The 14,706-nt window shown below is 63.6% G+C and carries 15 protein-coding genes; 10 read left to right on the top strand and 5 right to left on the bottom strand.

Going from position 1 to position 14,706, the window contains the following annotated elements; genetic code table 11:
• Positions 1 to 32 precede the first annotated feature (32 nt).
• The 3 genes from ACVOMC_RS13380 to ACVOMC_RS13370 all read right to left on the bottom strand — a co-directional run bounded on the left by ACVOMC_RS13380 (position 33) and on the right by ACVOMC_RS13370 (position 2,190).
• Positions 33 to 962, bottom strand: a complete 930-nt coding sequence (locus tag ACVOMC_RS13380; RefSeq protein WP_481524337.1) for a DUF2272 domain-containing protein — start codon at positions 960 to 962, stop codon at positions 33 to 35.
• Between the two features lie 101 nt (positions 963 to 1,063).
• Positions 1,064 to 1,921 (bottom strand): carboxylating nicotinate-nucleotide diphosphorylase, encoded by an 858-nt coding sequence (gene nadC, locus ACVOMC_RS13375; RefSeq protein ID WP_481524336.1) that lies wholly within the window; start codon positions 1,919 to 1,921, stop codon positions 1,064 to 1,066.
• The gene (locus ACVOMC_RS13370; RefSeq protein ID WP_054656766.1) at positions 1,921 to 2,190 is read right to left on the bottom strand and encodes a Trm112 family protein; all 270 of its coding nucleotides are present in this window, start codon (positions 2,188 to 2,190) and stop codon (positions 1,921 to 1,923) included. The genes nadC and ACVOMC_RS13370 overlap by 1 nt, the downstream gene beginning before the upstream one ends.
• A gap of 59 nt (positions 2,191 to 2,249) precedes the next feature.
• On the opposite strand from ACVOMC_RS13370, the gene purE reads away from it, so the two are divergent.
• Together purE and ACVOMC_RS13360 are read left to right on the top strand one after the other, a co-directional pair.
• Entirely contained in the window at positions 2,250 to 2,753 is a 504-nt protein-coding gene (gene purE, locus ACVOMC_RS13365; protein ID WP_481524335.1) for a 5-(carboxyamino)imidazole ribonucleotide mutase, read from the top strand.
• Positions 2,750 to 3,892: a 5-(carboxyamino)imidazole ribonucleotide synthase gene (locus tag ACVOMC_RS13360; protein ID WP_481524334.1), complete on the top strand. Its 1,143-nt coding sequence runs from the start codon at positions 2,750 to 2,752 to the stop codon at positions 3,890 to 3,892. The genes purE and ACVOMC_RS13360 overlap by 4 nt, the downstream gene beginning before the upstream one ends.
• A 277-nt stretch (positions 3,893 to 4,169) precedes the next feature.
• On the opposite strand, the gene ACVOMC_RS13355 is transcribed toward ACVOMC_RS13360, so the two are convergent.
• Positions 4,170 to 4,748, bottom strand: coding sequence for a superoxide dismutase (locus ACVOMC_RS13355; protein ID WP_481524333.1), 579 nt, complete (start codon positions 4,746 to 4,748; stop codon positions 4,170 to 4,172).
• A 122-nt stretch (positions 4,749 to 4,870) separates the two neighbouring features.
• Between ACVOMC_RS13355 and grxD the strand changes: the two genes are divergently transcribed.
• The 5 genes from grxD to ppnN all read left to right on the top strand — a co-directional run bounded on the left by grxD (position 4,871) and on the right by ppnN (position 11,498).
• On the top strand, positions 4,871 to 5,191 hold the full coding sequence (gene grxD, locus ACVOMC_RS13350) for a Grx4 family monothiol glutaredoxin (protein ID WP_481524332.1): 321 nt from the start codon (positions 4,871 to 4,873) through the stop codon (positions 5,189 to 5,191).
• 11 nt (positions 5,192 to 5,202) lie between these two features.
• Positions 5,203 to 5,931, top strand: coding sequence for an SDR family NAD(P)-dependent oxidoreductase (locus ACVOMC_RS13345; RefSeq protein ID WP_481524331.1), 729 nt, complete (start codon positions 5,203 to 5,205; stop codon positions 5,929 to 5,931).
• A complete protein-coding gene (locus ACVOMC_RS13340) occupies positions 5,928 to 6,521 on the top strand; it encodes a YhgN family NAAT transporter (RefSeq protein ID WP_054656772.1) in 594 nt (197 codons plus the stop codon). The genes ACVOMC_RS13345 and ACVOMC_RS13340 overlap by 4 nt, the downstream gene beginning before the upstream one ends.
• A 222-nt stretch (positions 6,522 to 6,743) precedes the next feature.
• On the top strand, positions 6,744 to 9,998 hold the full coding sequence (locus tag ACVOMC_RS13335; protein WP_083468343.1) for a TonB-dependent receptor: 3,255 nt from the start codon (positions 6,744 to 6,746) through the stop codon (positions 9,996 to 9,998).
• Between the two features lie 111 nt (positions 9,999 to 10,109).
• Positions 10,110 to 11,498 (top strand): nucleotide 5'-monophosphate nucleosidase PpnN, encoded by a 1,389-nt coding sequence (gene ppnN / locus ACVOMC_RS13330; RefSeq protein ID WP_481524330.1) that lies wholly within the window; start codon positions 10,110 to 10,112, stop codon positions 11,496 to 11,498.
• Between the two features lie 3 nt (positions 11,499 to 11,501).
• On the opposite strand, the gene ACVOMC_RS13325 is transcribed toward ppnN, so the two are convergent.
• The gene (locus ACVOMC_RS13325; RefSeq protein WP_481524329.1) at positions 11,502 to 12,527 is read right to left on the bottom strand and encodes a sensor histidine kinase; all 1,026 of its coding nucleotides are present in this window, start codon (positions 12,525 to 12,527) and stop codon (positions 11,502 to 11,504) included.
• Between the two features lie 109 nt (positions 12,528 to 12,636).
• Here ACVOMC_RS13325 and ACVOMC_RS13320 point away from each other — a divergent pair, with 109 nt between their 5' ends.
• The 3 genes from ACVOMC_RS13320 to ACVOMC_RS13310 are packed head-to-tail and all read left to right on the top strand — an operon-like array spanning position 12,637 to position 14,699.
• A complete protein-coding gene (locus ACVOMC_RS13320) occupies positions 12,637 to 13,227 on the top strand; it encodes a GspH/FimT family pseudopilin (RefSeq protein WP_481524415.1) in 591 nt (196 codons plus the stop codon).
• A gap of 3 nt (positions 13,228 to 13,230) precedes the next feature.
• On the top strand, positions 13,231 to 13,683 hold the full coding sequence (gene pilV, locus ACVOMC_RS13315; RefSeq protein WP_481524328.1) for a type IV pilus modification protein PilV: 453 nt from the start codon (positions 13,231 to 13,233) through the stop codon (positions 13,681 to 13,683).
• Positions 13,680 to 14,699 carry a PilW family protein gene (locus tag ACVOMC_RS13310; RefSeq protein WP_481524327.1) on the top strand — a complete coding sequence of 340 codons (1,020 nt, stop codon included), beginning with the start codon at positions 13,680 to 13,682 and terminating at the stop codon, positions 14,697 to 14,699. The genes pilV and ACVOMC_RS13310 overlap by 4 nt, the downstream gene beginning before the upstream one ends.
• Positions 14,700 to 14,706 lie beyond the last annotated feature (7 nt).

The following is a 14,706-nucleotide window of genomic DNA, read 5'->3' as shown; positions in this document are numbered from 1 at the left end:
CAGTGGAAAGCGGAACCGGGTGGGCGCTGCCGTCAGCGGGATGTGGCGTTGCCGGTTTCTGTGGCCGCGGGCTGTGCTGGTATGGCTGGCGCAACCGCGGGCCCCGGTGACACGGTCGTGGGCAGCAGTTTCAGCAACGCGGCCCAGTCCTGCCGGTTGAGGTTGCAGTCTTCCTCATTGCCGGGGGTGCAGTCTTGCACGCCGATCTGCCCGGTGTTGCCGCCATCCGGGCGCGGCAGCTCGACCAGGCCGGTGCGGCCCAATGCCAGTTTGCGCATCACCACCGAGTTGGCGACATTGCCGCCGACCAGGTGCAGGGTGCGATCACCGCCGGCGTTGGCGGTCACCACGATCTCGCAATGGGATTGCCAATTGCCGGCGCTGCCGTTGCCCAATGCCTGGATCAACCCGCTGTAATTGAGCGTCGTGCTGCGGTTGCGAAGAAAGCACAGCATGTCGCCGGGGGCGGGTTTCTCGGTGGCCGGATCGGCGAGCCTGTACGGGCCGTTGCCGCCGCTCTGGTAAGCGGCACGGATGTAGTCGATATGGCGCGGTGAGCGGTTGAAACCGGTCACGCCGGCGCGGGTCATGACCCAGGAAATGAATGCCGCCGACCACGGGTTGTCGATCAGGAAGGCGCGGCAGTCGCTGTCGGTGTAGCGGTTGCCGGTGGCAACAAAGCAGCTCTGGGCACCGGGAACACTGCCCATTGCGCCCAGCGTTCCACTTTCGCGCCAATAGCCGGCCACGCGCTGCCATGCGATGACGCCATTGTCGGCCAGGCTGCCGCTGTCGGCCTCGGAAGCGCCGAGGCTGGCGATGCGTCCGTCGCGGTCGATGAACGGGCGATACCAGAGCCGGTGTTCGTTGCAGGTGGTGCGCACGATGGCCTGGGCGGTGGTACTCAGGCCGTAGCGCGGCGGGATATCGCAGACTTCGATCGCCAGCGCGCCGGTTGACATGAGTGCGAGCACAGAGCCGAAAAACAGGTGCCGGTAGACCACGGTGAACTCCTCATCCTTGAACGGAGCGTTGCAGAACCGGCAGTGCTCGTGCCGTGAAATCAGCCCGGTGGCGGGCCGAGCTTGAGGGACAGGTCGATCGCCTGGATGTGCTTGGTCAGGCCGCCGATGGAGATGAAGTCCACCCCGTCCTCGGCAATGGCACGGACCACGGTCAGGTCCACGCTGCCGGAGACTTCCAGCGGAATGCGCCCGGCCGCGATGCGCACCGCGTCGCGCCGCATCCCGGCGCTGAAATCGTCGATCAGGATGCGTTCGCAGCCGGCGGCCAGGGTTTCCTGCAGCTGTTGCAGGTCCTCCACTTCCACTACCAGCGGCAGTTGCGGCTGCTGCGCGCGGGCCGCCTGCACGGCAGCGCTCAGCGAACCGGCGGCGCGGATATGGTTTTCTTTCAGCATCACGGTATCGAACAGGCCCATGCGGTGGTTGTCGCCGCCGCCGCAGCGGACCGCGTATTTCTGGGCCAGGCGCAGGCCGGGCAGCGTCTTGCGGGTGTCCAGGATGCGCGTACCAGTGCCGGCCACGGCCGCCACGTAACGGGCGGTGACAGTGGCGGTGGCGGACAGCGTCTGCAGGAAGTTGAGCGAGGTGCGCTCGGCGCTCACCAGACAGCGGCTGCGGCCTTCCAGCGTTGCCAGTACGGTGCCGGCGCTGACGTGATCACCCTCCAGTACGCGCCAGTGGATCTTCACCGCCGGGTCGAGCGCGCGGTGTGCGGCATCAAACCAGGGCCGGCCGGCAATCACCGCGTCCTGCTTGCACAGCAGGTAGGCGATATCCGCCGTGTCCGGCAACAGGGCGGCGGTGACATCACCGCTGCCGATGTCCTCGACCAGGGCGCGGGCGACGTCGGCCTCGATCTGCGCCTGCGGCGGCGCGGCTGGCGGGTGCGGCAGCATCAGGCGCCCGGGAAGTCGGCGATCTGCGCGGTGGCAATGGCTTCTTCGGCCAGCAGTACCGGAATGCCGTCCTCGACCCGGAACAGCTGTTTGCGGTCACGGGTGACGAGCACTTCGCGCAGTGGCTGGGTCTGGGCGCTGCCATCGGCACGGTTGACCGTACCTGCGGCGATGGCGCGGTTCAGTGCGTCCAGGCCGGCGCTTTCCAGCAGGAGCAGCGGCTGGCGGGTGTCGGGGGAGACGAGCAGGTCGAGCAGTTTGCGGTCCATCAGGTCTTGGTCTTGCGTGGAAGATGGCTAGAATACGTCTTTGCAGCAGGTGACGGCCAATGACCCCCAACCCCTCCGTGCCGCTTGTCGGCATTGTCATGGGTTCCCGTTCCGATTGGGAAACCATGCAGCACGCCGCCCAGAAGCTCGATGCGCTGGGTGTTCCCTACGAAGTGAAGGTGGTTTCGGCGCATCGCACGCCGGACGTGCTGTTCACCTATGCCGAAGAGGCGGGCGCCCGTGGTTTGCGCGCGATCATCGCCGGTGCCGGCGGTGCCGCCCATCTGCCGGGCATGATCGCGGCCAAGACCGCGGTGCCGGTGCTGGGTGTGCCGGTGCAGTCCAAGGCCTTGAATGGCATGGATTCGCTGCTGTCGATCGTACAGATGCCGGCCGGTATTCCGGTGGCGACGTTCGCCATCGGTAACGCTGGTGCGTCCAATGCCGCGCTGTTTGCCGCAGCGATGCTGGCGCCCGAGCAAGTGGCGATCGGCCAGGCGCTGACTGCATTCCGCGCACGGCAGACCGCTGATGTGATGGCCAACGACGATCCGCGGCAATGATCACCGTCGGCATCTTGGGAGGCGGGCAGCTGGCCCGCATGATGGTGTTGGCCGGTGCTCCGCTGGGGGTGCGCTTTGTGGTGCTGGATCCGGCCGCCGATGCATGCGCCGGACAGGTGGCGCCGCTGCAGGTCGGGGCATTCGATGATCCGGCCGCGCTGGCCGAGTTCGCCGCCAAGGTGGATGTGGTCACCTTCGATTTCGAGAACGTGCCGGCCGCCAGTGCGCACTGGCTGGCCGAGCGCAAGCCGGTGTTCCCGAACCCGGCCGCGCTGGCCGTGGCGCAGGACCGCCTGAGCGAGAAGACCCTGTTCCAGGAATTGGGGATTCCACTGCCGCCGTTTGCAGATATCCGCAGCCGCGACGAACTGGCTGCCAGGGTCGGCGAGTTCGGGCTGCCGTGCATCCTCAAGACCCGCCGTCTCGGTTACGACGGAAAAGGCCAGTTCCGCCTCCGCAATGAGGCCGATATCGACGCGGCCTGGCAGGCGTTGGGCGCGCAGGTCGAAAAGACCGGGCTGATTCTGGAAGGTTTCGTCGCGTTTGACCGCGAGGTCAGCGTGGTGGCGGTGCGGGGGCGTGATGGCGAATTCCGGGCGTGGCCGCTGACCGGCAACTGGCACGTCGATGGCGTGCTGTCGGCCAGTCTGGCGCCTGCACAGGCCAGCGCCGCGCAGCACGAAATGGCCATGAGCTACGCCCGGCGTGTGGCCGAGCGGCTGGATTACGTGGGCGTGTTTGCGCTGGAGCTGTTCTGCCGGGGCGAGGAGCTGCTGGTCAACGAGATGGCCCCGCGCGTGCACAACTCCGGCCACTGGACCAGTGATGGCGCCGAGACGTCGCAATTCGAGAACCACATCCGTGCGGTGCTCGGTCTGCCGCTGGGCGATACCCGCGTGCTGGGCCATGTATGCATGTTGAACTGGCTGGGGCGGATGCCGGATGTGGCGGCGGTACTGGTTGAGCCATCGGGCCACTGGCACGACTACGGCAAGTCGCCGCGCGAAGGGCGCAAGGTCGGTCATGCCAACCTGCGCGAGGACTCGGCCGAGGCATTGGCCGCGGCGCTGGAGCGGGTGGGTGCCGCGTTGGGCCGTCCGGCACAGGTGGCACCGGTGGTGGAGACGCTGCGTCGCTGAGGCGCAGCCGTTGCATCGTTCGGGACCTGTGGGCCTGGTGTCTCCGGCACCTCCAGTTGAAGACACTCGATGCCGGGCTGGAGTCGGTATTGCGGTGAGCTCAACGGTCGGATCGGCGAGTGGGTCGCGCCGGCTGCGGTAGTGGTATCACCGTTGGCTCCGGTCTCGGCTGGCGCGCAAACAAGCGTGCTGCAATCGCCACAGGCCATGGGCGCCCATCCTCACTGCCGGCACGGCATCACAACCTTTCGCTGAACCAGTACGGCCGCGGTGCGGCTCAGCGCAACTGGCTGGCGACGAAGTCCCAATTGACCAGTCGCCAGAATGCCCGCAGGTAAGCCGCGCGGTCACTCTGGTGGTCGGTGTAATAAGCGTGCTCCCACACATCGCAGGCCAGCAGCGGGGTGCTGGTGCCGGTCAGCGGCGTGTTGGCATTGCGCGTGGAGACGATGGCCAGGCTGCCATCGGCGTGCTGCACCAGCCAGACCCAGCCCGAGCCGAACACGGCCAGCGCGGCCCGATTGAATTCCTCGCGAAGCTTCTGCACGTCACCGAAATGCCGGGCAATACGGTCGGCCAGCGGGCCATGTGGCTCGTCGCCGGCCCGTGGGTGCAGGCATTGCCAGAAGAACGCGTGGTTCCACGCCTGCGCGGCGGCCTCGAACAGACTGCCCTGGCTGCCCAGCACGATATCTTCCAGCGAGGCCTCGGCCAGCTCGGTGCCGGCGATGCCCGCATTGATCCTGTCGACGTAGGCGCGGTGATGGTGGCCGTGATGCAGGTCCAGGGTCTGGGCGGAAATGTGCGGTTGCAGCGCGGTGCGGGAGTAGGGCAGTTCGGGCAGTTCGACGGGCATGGTCCGTATCTTTTTGAGGGCAAAGGCGCCGGGAGTTGGCCGGCTCGGCTTACAATTGGCCACCACGTGAAAGTCTATCCGACAGGACAGGCCGTTCTTTCGCAGCAGCAGGGAGAATTCGAATGCCGGTGATGGAGCAAATCCAGGCCGAAGTGGAACAGCACCCACTGGTCTTGTTCATGAAGGGCACACCGCAGTACCCGATGTGCGGTTTTTCCAGTCGCGCGGTGCAGGCGCTGATGGCGGCCGGGGCGGCAGGATTACGCACCGTCAACGTGCTCGAGCTTCCCGAGGTGCGCGCCAATCTGCCACGTTATTCCAACTGGCCGACCTTTCCGCAGTTTTTCATGCATGGCGAGCTGATCGGTGGCTGCGACATCATCCTTGAACTGCTCGAGTCGGGCGAGCTGAAGCGCATGGTCGCCGAGGCGGGCCAGGCGTGAGTGCGCAGCCGATGGCGGAGAGCCGGAGCGATCTGGCCGGACGTGTCGTGCTTGTCTCCGGCGCGGCCGGCGGGCTCGGAGCAGCCGCAGTGCGGGCCTGTACCAGTGCCGGGGCCACGGTGGTGCTGCTCGGGCGAAAAGTCGCCAAGCTCAATCGCGTCTATGACAGCGCCGCATCGCTTGGGCCCGAGCCGCTGCTGTATCCGCTGGATCTGGAGGGCGCCACGCCCGATGACTATGCCGCGCTGGCCGAGCGCCTGGCGTCCGAAGTGGGGCAACTAGATGGCCTGTTGCATTGCGCGGCCGACTTCGCAGGACTGACGCCCTTTGCACTGGGGGACCCGGCGGCGTTCGCACGCGCCATCCATGTGAACCTGACCGCGCGCGCCTGGCTGACCCAGGCCTGCCTGCCGCTGCTGCAGAAACGGGAGGATGCCGCGGTGGTATTCGCGCTGGATGACCCGCAGCGGGTGGGGCAGGCCTATTGGGGCGGTTACGGGGTAGCCCAGTTCGGACTGCGCGGGCTGCTGCAGAGTCTGCATCACGAGTTGCGCAACGGGCCGGTGCGGGTCAGCGGCCTGCAGCCGGGGCCGATGCGCACCGCGCTGCGCGCGCGTGCATTCACCCATGAGCAAGACCTGGTCCCAGTCGATCCGGCCGCCTATGCCGCCGCCTGTGTGCAGTTACTGGCGGCCGACGGTAGCCGGTGGCGCGGCAAGGTGATGGATCTGTCCGTGTGACGATCCTGTCGGCGGCATTGCTGCTGTTCCTGATTCTCGACCCACTGGGCAACATCCCGGTGTTTCTGAGTCTGCTCAAGCCGTTGGCGCCGCGCCGCCAGCGCCTCGTGCTGGTGCGCGAGCTGTTGATCGCGCTGGCGGTACTGATGGCGTTTCTGTGGGGCGGCAAGTATGCGCTGGAGCTGATGCACCTGCGACAGGAGTCTGTCGCCATCGCTGGCGGCATCGTCCTGTTCCTGATCGGTATCCGCATGATTTTCCCGCGGCCGGAGGGGCTGATGGGCGCGGTGCCTGATGGCGAGCCGTTCATTGTGCCGATGGCCATCCCGCTGGTAGCCGGCCCTTCCGGAATGGCCGCGGTGATGTTGATGGGCAGCAACGAGCCCGATCGCCTGCTGGACTGGAGTCTTGCATTGCTCCTGGCGTGGGGAGGGACCGCCGCGATTCTGTTGTCCGCCACCTTGCTCTACAAGCTGCTGGGGGCCCGCGCGCTGACCGCGCTGGAGCGCCTGATGGGCATGCTGCTTGTCGCGATTTCCGTGCAGATGCTGCTGGACGGGATCGCCACGTATCTGGCCTCGCTTTCGTAACTTGTTGATTCGTTTGAGTCGGGATTGTTGCGTCGCATCACGACTGTCTTATGCCGGTCATATTCACAATCTAACGTGTTAACCTGATGTTAACCGTTGCGGCTGCAACCGCTCCGGAAGGTATCCCAGATTCAAGCCGATCAGGCGCCCGGTTGATCCCGGGGCTGATGGATCGCGTTTTTTCTTTCTCAATCGCTAACTCGTGTCGAGGCTACCCCAAAAATGAACCACCCACGCATCCGGATGTCCAAGCTTGCTCTTGGCCTCGTCGCCGCTCTTGCGGCCGCGCCCGCGTTCGCACAAAGCACGTCCGCCGGTGTCGGCGGCCAGGTCACCTCCGCTGCTGGCCAGCCGGTGACCGGTGCTGAAGTCACCATCACGCACGTCGAGTCGGGCACGGTCAGCCGTGCGACCACCGACGCTGCTGGTCGTTACAACGCCCGCGGTCTGCGTGTGGGTGGTCCGTACACCATCACCATCACCAAGCCGGGTGAAGGCACCAAGACCGAAGATGGCGTGTATCTGAACCTGAACCAGGTCAACACCGTCAACGCGGCCCTCACCGGCGATCTGGCTGCCACCACGCTGGAAGCGGTGCAGGTCATGGCTGTCGGTGCTGGTTCGGAAGTGTTCAGTGCCAACAAGATGGGCACCGGCACCAACGTGACCCGTGAAACCCTCGAGGCGCTGCCGTCGGCCAACCGCAACATCCAGGACTACATCCGTCTGGATCCGCGCATCTCGCAGGTAAGCAAAGCTGACGGCGCGATCTCGGCCGGTGGCCAGAACACCCGTTTCAACGCCATCCGCATCGACGGCATCGGCGCCGGTGACCCGTTCGGTCTGGAATCCAACAACCTGCCGACCGAGCGTCAGCCGGTGTCGATGGATGCCATCCAGGAAATCAACATCGATCTGGCCAACTACGACACCACCATCTACGGTGGCACCGGTGCGGTGATCAACGCCGTGACCAAGTCGGGCACCAACGAATTCCACGGAACCGTGTACGGCGCATACCGTGACAAGGACATGGTGCGTGAAACGCTCGATGGCGTGAAGGGCAAGTTCAACGGCTTCGACGACGAAACCACCTACGGCATGACCTTCGGTGGCCCGATCGTCAAGGACAAGCTGTTCTTCTTCGCCAACTACGAGAAGTATGAGCGCTCCGCGCCGGGCGTCAGCCTGAGCGAAGGTCCGTATGGCAAGGGCAGCGTTACCGATGCCGACATCACCAAGGTGCAGGACTACATGTCGGGCCTGGGTTACGACATCGGCAGCCTGAATGCGCCGGCCAACAAGACCGAGATCGAAGAGTACGCGGTCAAGCTGGACTGGAACATCAACGAGAACCACCGCGCTGCGCTGCGTTACAACAAGATGCAGCAGGACGTGATGCGCTTCCCGGGCCTGACCAACAGCACCGTTTCGCTGAGCAGCCACTGGTATTCGCAGCCGAAGATCTATGAAACCTGGATGGGCGAACTGTTCTCCGACTGGTCGGAAAACTTCTCCACCGAATTCAAGGTCTCGCACAAGGACTACTCGGCCAACCGCGTGCCGACCAGCAACCTGCCGCAGATCCGCATCAACGGTTTCGCTGCCAATGGCCGCGATGCTCTGCTGTTCGGTACCGAGCAGAACACCCACGTCAATATCGTGGAGTCCAAGGAACTGAGCGCCTTCGGTGCTGGTACCTGGTACGTCGGTGACCACACCGTCAAGTTCGGCTTCGACTACTCCGACAACGACCTGATGAACTTCTACGGCCGTAATCTCAACGGCGTTTACGAGTTCAACAGCCTTCAGGATTTCCTGGCGGGCAAGGTGAACCGTTACCAGCTGCGCGCGCCGCGTGCCGATGGCAGCATCGACGACATCCCGGCCTCGTTCACCCTGAAGAACACCGGTGTGTTCGTGCAGGACACCTGGGCGATCAACTACAACCTGAACCTGATGTTCGGCGTGCGCGTCGACATGCCGGATTTCAGCGACCAGCGCCTGTACAACCCGGAGATCGAGAAGGTCTACGGCTACAACAACACCAACCTGGTTGACAGCAAGCTGGTGCAGCCGCGCTTCGGCTTCAACTACACCTTCGACAGCGAGCGTCCGACCCAGCTGCGTGGCGGCGTCGGCCTGTTCGGTGGTGCGGCTCCGAACGTGTGGCTGGCAGGTGCCTACCAGAACACCGGTCTGAACTATGTCGAGTACGATCTGCGCGGCGCCAACGCTCCGGCGTTCGATCCGACCGTACCGCCGTCCACCGCGGGCATGACCCCGGGCAACGCCCGCCAGAACGTGGACCTGATCGAGCCGGGCACCAAGCTGCCGTCGGTGTGGAAGGCGAACCTGGCGTTCGATCACGAACTGCCGTGGTACGGCATGGTCGCCTCGGCCGAGCTGCTGGTCACCAAGGTCAAGGACGCGCTGTATTTCGAGCGTCTGGACCTGTACAACGCCGCGGGCGCAGGCCCGACCGCGATTGGCCAGGATGGTCGTGAGATCTTCTGGAATGCTGCCGGTCTGAATCCGAACAATGCTGGCAACTTCGGCATGGAAAACGGCACCAACGGTGCCGGTAACAAGGCCAACCGTCCCGGCAACATCGGTGACGTGATGTTGCTGCGCAACACCGACAAGGGCCGCAGCTCGCAGGCGACGTTCTCGGTGAGCAAGCCGATGACCGAGAACTGGGGCTGGTCGCTGGGTTACACCTACACCCAGGCCAAGGAAGTCAGCCCGTTGACCAGCTCGCAGAACACGTCGAACTGGAACAACACCATGATCTTCAACGCCAACGAGAACGTGGCCTACAACTCGCGTTATGCGATGAAGGACCGTGTGACCGGCACCCTGGAGTGGAAGCACAACTTCTTCGGCGACAACGCCACCCGCGTTGGCCTGTTCTATGAAGGCCGTAGCGGTCGTCCGTACAGCTACATCTTCTACAACGACGTGAATGGCGACGGTGCCGGCACCAACGACCTGTTCTACGTGCCGTCGGGCTACGGTGATGTGCTGTTCGGCAAGGTTGTCGGCGGAAAGTTCCAGCAGGATGCCGGCATGGAGAAGGCCTTCTTCGATTGGCTGGAGAAGACCCCGGAACTGGCGGGCTACAAGGGCCAGGTTGTTCCGGCCAATTCGCATCGCGCGAAGTGGGTCAACAGCTTCGACATGCGTATCAGCCAGGAGCTGCCGGGCTTCTTCAAGGGCCACAAGACCGAAGTTGCGCTGGACATCATGAATGTCGGCAACCTGCTCAATAAGAAGTGGGGCCTGATCGACGACTACGGCTTCTTCTCGACCCGTCGCATCGCCAACTATGGCGGTATCGATCCGGCAACCGGCAAGTACATCTACCAGTTCACCGGCTCGACCGATAACCCGACGATCCAGGAAAACAACAACGACAAGGGCAACACCGGTGTGTCGCGCTGGTCGATGATGTTGAGCCTGAAGTACAAGTTCTGATCGTTTGATTGATCGGATGTGAATGAAAACGGCCGGGGCGACCCGGCCGTTTTCTTTTTTGTGGGGGCGGGGCTAAAGTCGATCGCCAATAAGGATGGAATGACGATGGAAATGAAGAACAGTGACGGTATGGCGCGTGCATTGCCGGTGCAGGATGCGCGCATCTACCCACGTGGCGGGCTGGACGTGCTGTCGCGGGCGGAAGTGGCCCGCCTGCGCGACGCCTCCGGCGGTGGCATGCACGAACTGCTGCGCCGCTGTGCGCTGGCGGTGCTGACCAGTGGCAGCGCCTCGGATGATCCGCGCGCCGCGCGCGATCTCTATCCGGATTTCGACATCCAAGTGGCGCAACAGGACCGCGGTGTCCGCATCGATCTGAGCAATGCGCCGGCAATGGCGTTCGTGGATGGTGAGATCATCCGCGGTATCGCCGAGCTGCTGTTCTCGGTGGTGCGCGATCTGGCCTACATGGCAATCGAGCTGGGGCCGGAATACGCCTCGGACCTGGAGACTTCCGAAGGCATCACCAACGCCGTGTTTGGCCTGCTGCGCAACGCGCGCATCCTGCAGCCGAGCGAGCCGAATCTTGTGGTGTGCTGGGGCGGGCACTCGATCTCGCGCGACGAGTATCTGTACACCAAGCAGGTCGGCTACGAGCTCGGGCTGCGCAACCTGGATATCTGCACCGGCTGCGGCCCCGGAGCGATGAAGGGGCCGATGAAGGGGGCCACCATCGCCCATGCCAAACAGCGCAAGACCAACACCCGTTACATCGGCATCACCGAGCCGGGCATCATCGCGGCCGAGTCGCCGAACCCGATCGTCAACCACCTGGTGATCATGCCCGACATCGAGAAGCGCCTTGAGGCGTTTGTGCGTTTGGGTCACGGCATCATCGTGTTCCCGGGCGGCGTGGGCACGGCCGAGGAGATCCTCTATCTGCTGGGGATCCTGTTGCGCGAAGAGAATAGGGAACTGCCGTTCCCGTTGATTCTCAGTGGTCCGGCGATCGCTGCGCCTTACTTCGAGCAGATCGACCGCTTCATCCGTATGACGCTCGGCGACCAGGCCGCCAGCCGCTACGAGATCATCATCGGTGATCCGGTGGCGGTGGCGCGCAAGATGTCACAGGGCATCAAGCGCGTGCGCGAGTACCGCCTGGCGCACAAGGACTCGTTCTTCTTCAACTGGTCGGTGGAAATTCCTGCCGAGTACCAGAGCCCGTTTGTCCCCACGCACGAGGCAATGGCGGGATTGGACCTGCACCATGGCCGACCGGCACCCGAGCTGGCGGCGGACCTGCGTCGCGCGTTCTCCGGCATCGTCGCAGGCAACGTGAAGGAAGATGGTATGCGCCGGATCGAGGAGTTCGGTCCGTTCAAGATCCACGGCGACCCGGAGATGATGCAGGCGCTGGACGCGCTGCTGCGCGCCTTTGTCGAACAGCGTCGCATGAAGATCGCCGGGGATTACAAGCCCTGCTACCAGGTGGTGACCTGAGTCTCAGGGCGGTATCGGGAGTGTGACGATGGTGATGTAGCGACCGTTCTCCGAGCGTGTCGCTACACCGCCTGCGCCGCCGGTCATTGCATGTATCCGGGCACGTGCCGACTCCAGGCCCACGTTGTGTCCATTCCTTAAAGGGCGTGTGCCGCTAGGGGCCAGATCGTTTTCGATTGTGATACTGATGCCGCGCTCGCTTTGTGTAAGCCGCAGGCAGATTTCGCCGCCCTCGGGCGAGGGTTCGATGCCGTGATGGATTGCGTTTTCCACCAGCGGCTGGATCGAGAGTGAGGGGACGCGTAGCGGAGGGATTGCTGCCGGTAACTGCCATGAGATGCGCATGCGATCCCCGAATCTGAGTGCCTCGATTTCAAGGTAACGCCGCGACAACGCCAGTTCCTCCTCCAGGGGGATTTCCTGGGGGCCGGCCAGTGCGGCGCGGAAGAGATCGGCAAGGTCCAGCAGCAGGTGTTCCGCGCCACTTGGATTGTTGTGCACCATCGCAGCGCCGGTGTTGAGCGTGTTGAACAGGAAGTGGGGACGTATGCGGGCCTGGAGGGCCTCCAGTTCGGCCTGTTTTACGCGCAGGGCGAGCTGGCGTAAGCGCCAGTGGTTCTGGAAAGCAACAACCGCTAGCAGTCCGAAAGTGAGGATGATCCCGGTAAAGCGAAGCAGTGCGGGCTGCCAAGGACTGGCCGACTCTGGCCAGAGATCACGGAGCAGCCACCAGCTCGCAGTGCATACCAATAAGGTGGATAGCACCAGCAGGAGCAGGGTGACGTTTGCGATCCATGAGGGGGAGAGTCGGGACAGCGGGCGCCGCAGGAGGTACAGGGCGCCAAGTGCCGACAGCGATATCCACTGGATCATGAAGGACAACGCGCCGAACAATACCCAGCGGCTGCCGCTGTGTTCCGGTGCCAATGCCAGGATGATCGCCAGCCCCTCGCCGGCCAGGACCGTCCAGGTCACGGCGGGAGCTTTCCAGAGAGTGTCCAGCGGGGTGATGGGCAATTTTTCGGGCATCGGGAGGGGCCAGGGGGAGTTGGGGGCCTTTGGTCGTTCCGGAAGACCGCTCATCCCCCGAAGCGCTGATTTCTGTTGTTGTTTGGCCTAGTGTCCGAGCTTAGTGAATATGGGGAGCGTATGCATGGCCGATTCCAGGCTGCGGAAGTGTGGCGGCGCGATCGGGAGGTGCCGGGTCGAGGGGTTCACCCTGGTCGAATTGATGGTAACGGTTGCTGTCTTGGCCATCGTGGCCGCGATCGCCACTCCCAGTTTCGGGCGGATGATCAGCCACAATCGTCTGGTGGCGGGCGGCAATGAAATGGTGGCCACGATACAGGCGGCACGTTCAGAGGCGATTGCCCGCCGGGCGACCACGACGTTCTGTGCCACTTCTGATGGGCAGACCTGCTCCGGTGCCAGCGGGAACCGCTGGCTGGTGCTGGCAACAAAAAATGGCGTGTCCACGGTTGTGCGATCTGCCGAAGTCAACCCGGCATTGACGGTGACAGTGAGCCCGAATGTGACTGCGGGAAATGCGCGAATCTCCTTCACGCCGGCCGGGTTCGTGCAGGTGGGGGGGCGGACCAGTGGGACGGTCGCTGTATGTGCACCGAGCCTTCCAAATGAGAATTCATTTGATGTGTCTGCCAGCATGGTGCGTGTTGCTTCAGCTAAGCGCGCCGCGGGGGCTGGGTGCCGGGCACCAGGAGATATATGAGTCATGACTAGCAGAAGGAAAATTTCATCGTCGCTCAATGCGCAACTGGGCATTGGCATGATTGAGGTGATGGTGGCGGTACTGGTGCTGGCGATCGGCGTGCTGGGAGTGGCCGCGCTGCAGGCGATCACGCTCAAGAACACCGGCAGTTCGGCAAGCAGGACCCAGGCGGCAGTCCAGATCTACTCGATGATGGACATCATTCGCGCGGATCGTACGAACCTGTCCATCTACAACACGAATATCTACGTCGCGGGCGACGGCAGCGGGCAGGCTGGCACGCTGGATGGCTGGCTGGATGGCCTGCAGTCAACTGTCGCTCCTGATGCACAGGGGCGGGTGATCTGCGACGCGGGACGCATGGTCTGCTCGGTAGGCATCCAGTGGAACGACGAGCGCGGCACCGGTGGTAGTACAGACGATCCTGAGCGAATCGAGGTCACCAGCCAGCTATGAAACGTATCAATTACTCGAGAGCCCGCGGCTTCACGCTGATTGAGCTGATGGTGGCCTTGCTGCTGGGTTTGCTGGTGGTTGCGGCAGCGGGAAGTATTTTCCTGTCAAACCGGCGGGTGTATGGCTCGACCGAGGCGGTAAATCGCATCCAGGAAAACCAGCGAGCCGCTTTTGAAATGATCGCGCGCGATTTGCGCGAGGCGGGAATGAATCCATGTGCGCGCTTCAATGCGACAAAGCCGTTGACGATGCAGATTGCCGCGCCTGATCTGAATTTCTGGAACGGCGTGGTCAACGGAATCTCCGGGGGAACCGCAGGTGGCCAGGATTTCGTTGCCGTGTATCTTGCAAATGGGCAGCAGTACCGTGTGCAGGAGCACGCCCGGCCGGTCAATGCGCTGTCTGTCCATTCCGTTGCGGGGCTGTCCGCTGGGCAGGCATTGATGGTGTGTAACGCGGATGAGGCGATCGCCTTCTCTGCAACAGCAATCTCCGGTTCCAATATCGAGCACGCCGCGGGTGCCAATTGCGGTGCAGGCCTGACACCAGCGCCGGATGCAAGCCGCTGCACCTTGGCTGAGTCCGGCCCGGGTTATTGCTTCCGCATCGCGAGTACGCCGACCGCCGCGGATGTGACCAATTGTCCGCGTGGCATCGGGCGTTCGCCGGCCTTTGTGGTCGCGCCCTATGAGGCGCGATGGACGGTCGAGAACAACGGAAGAGGTGGGCGTTCACTGTATCGAACGGCTCAAGGGGCGAGAAGCGAAATCGCCGAAGGAGTCACTAATATGACGATCGGATACAAAATTGGTGCGGCAGCGGGATATTCGGACGCCGCCGCAGTCACGGCGGCAAATGCTTGGGCACGAGTGACGTCTGTACATCTAACGCTCGCCTTCCAGGCAGAGCAGGGAGCGATGGCTGCGCGGGACGTTCAAGGCGTGGATGGAAATGTTATCACCCGCACAATGGAGGATTTCATCGTCCTGCGTAATCACCAGGAGGATATCCAGTGAGTCCGAG

The sequence above is a fragment of the Stenotrophomonas sp. STEN014 genome (genome assembly GCF_056760315.1).
This window is presented reverse-complemented; position numbering and strand designations above follow the sequence as displayed.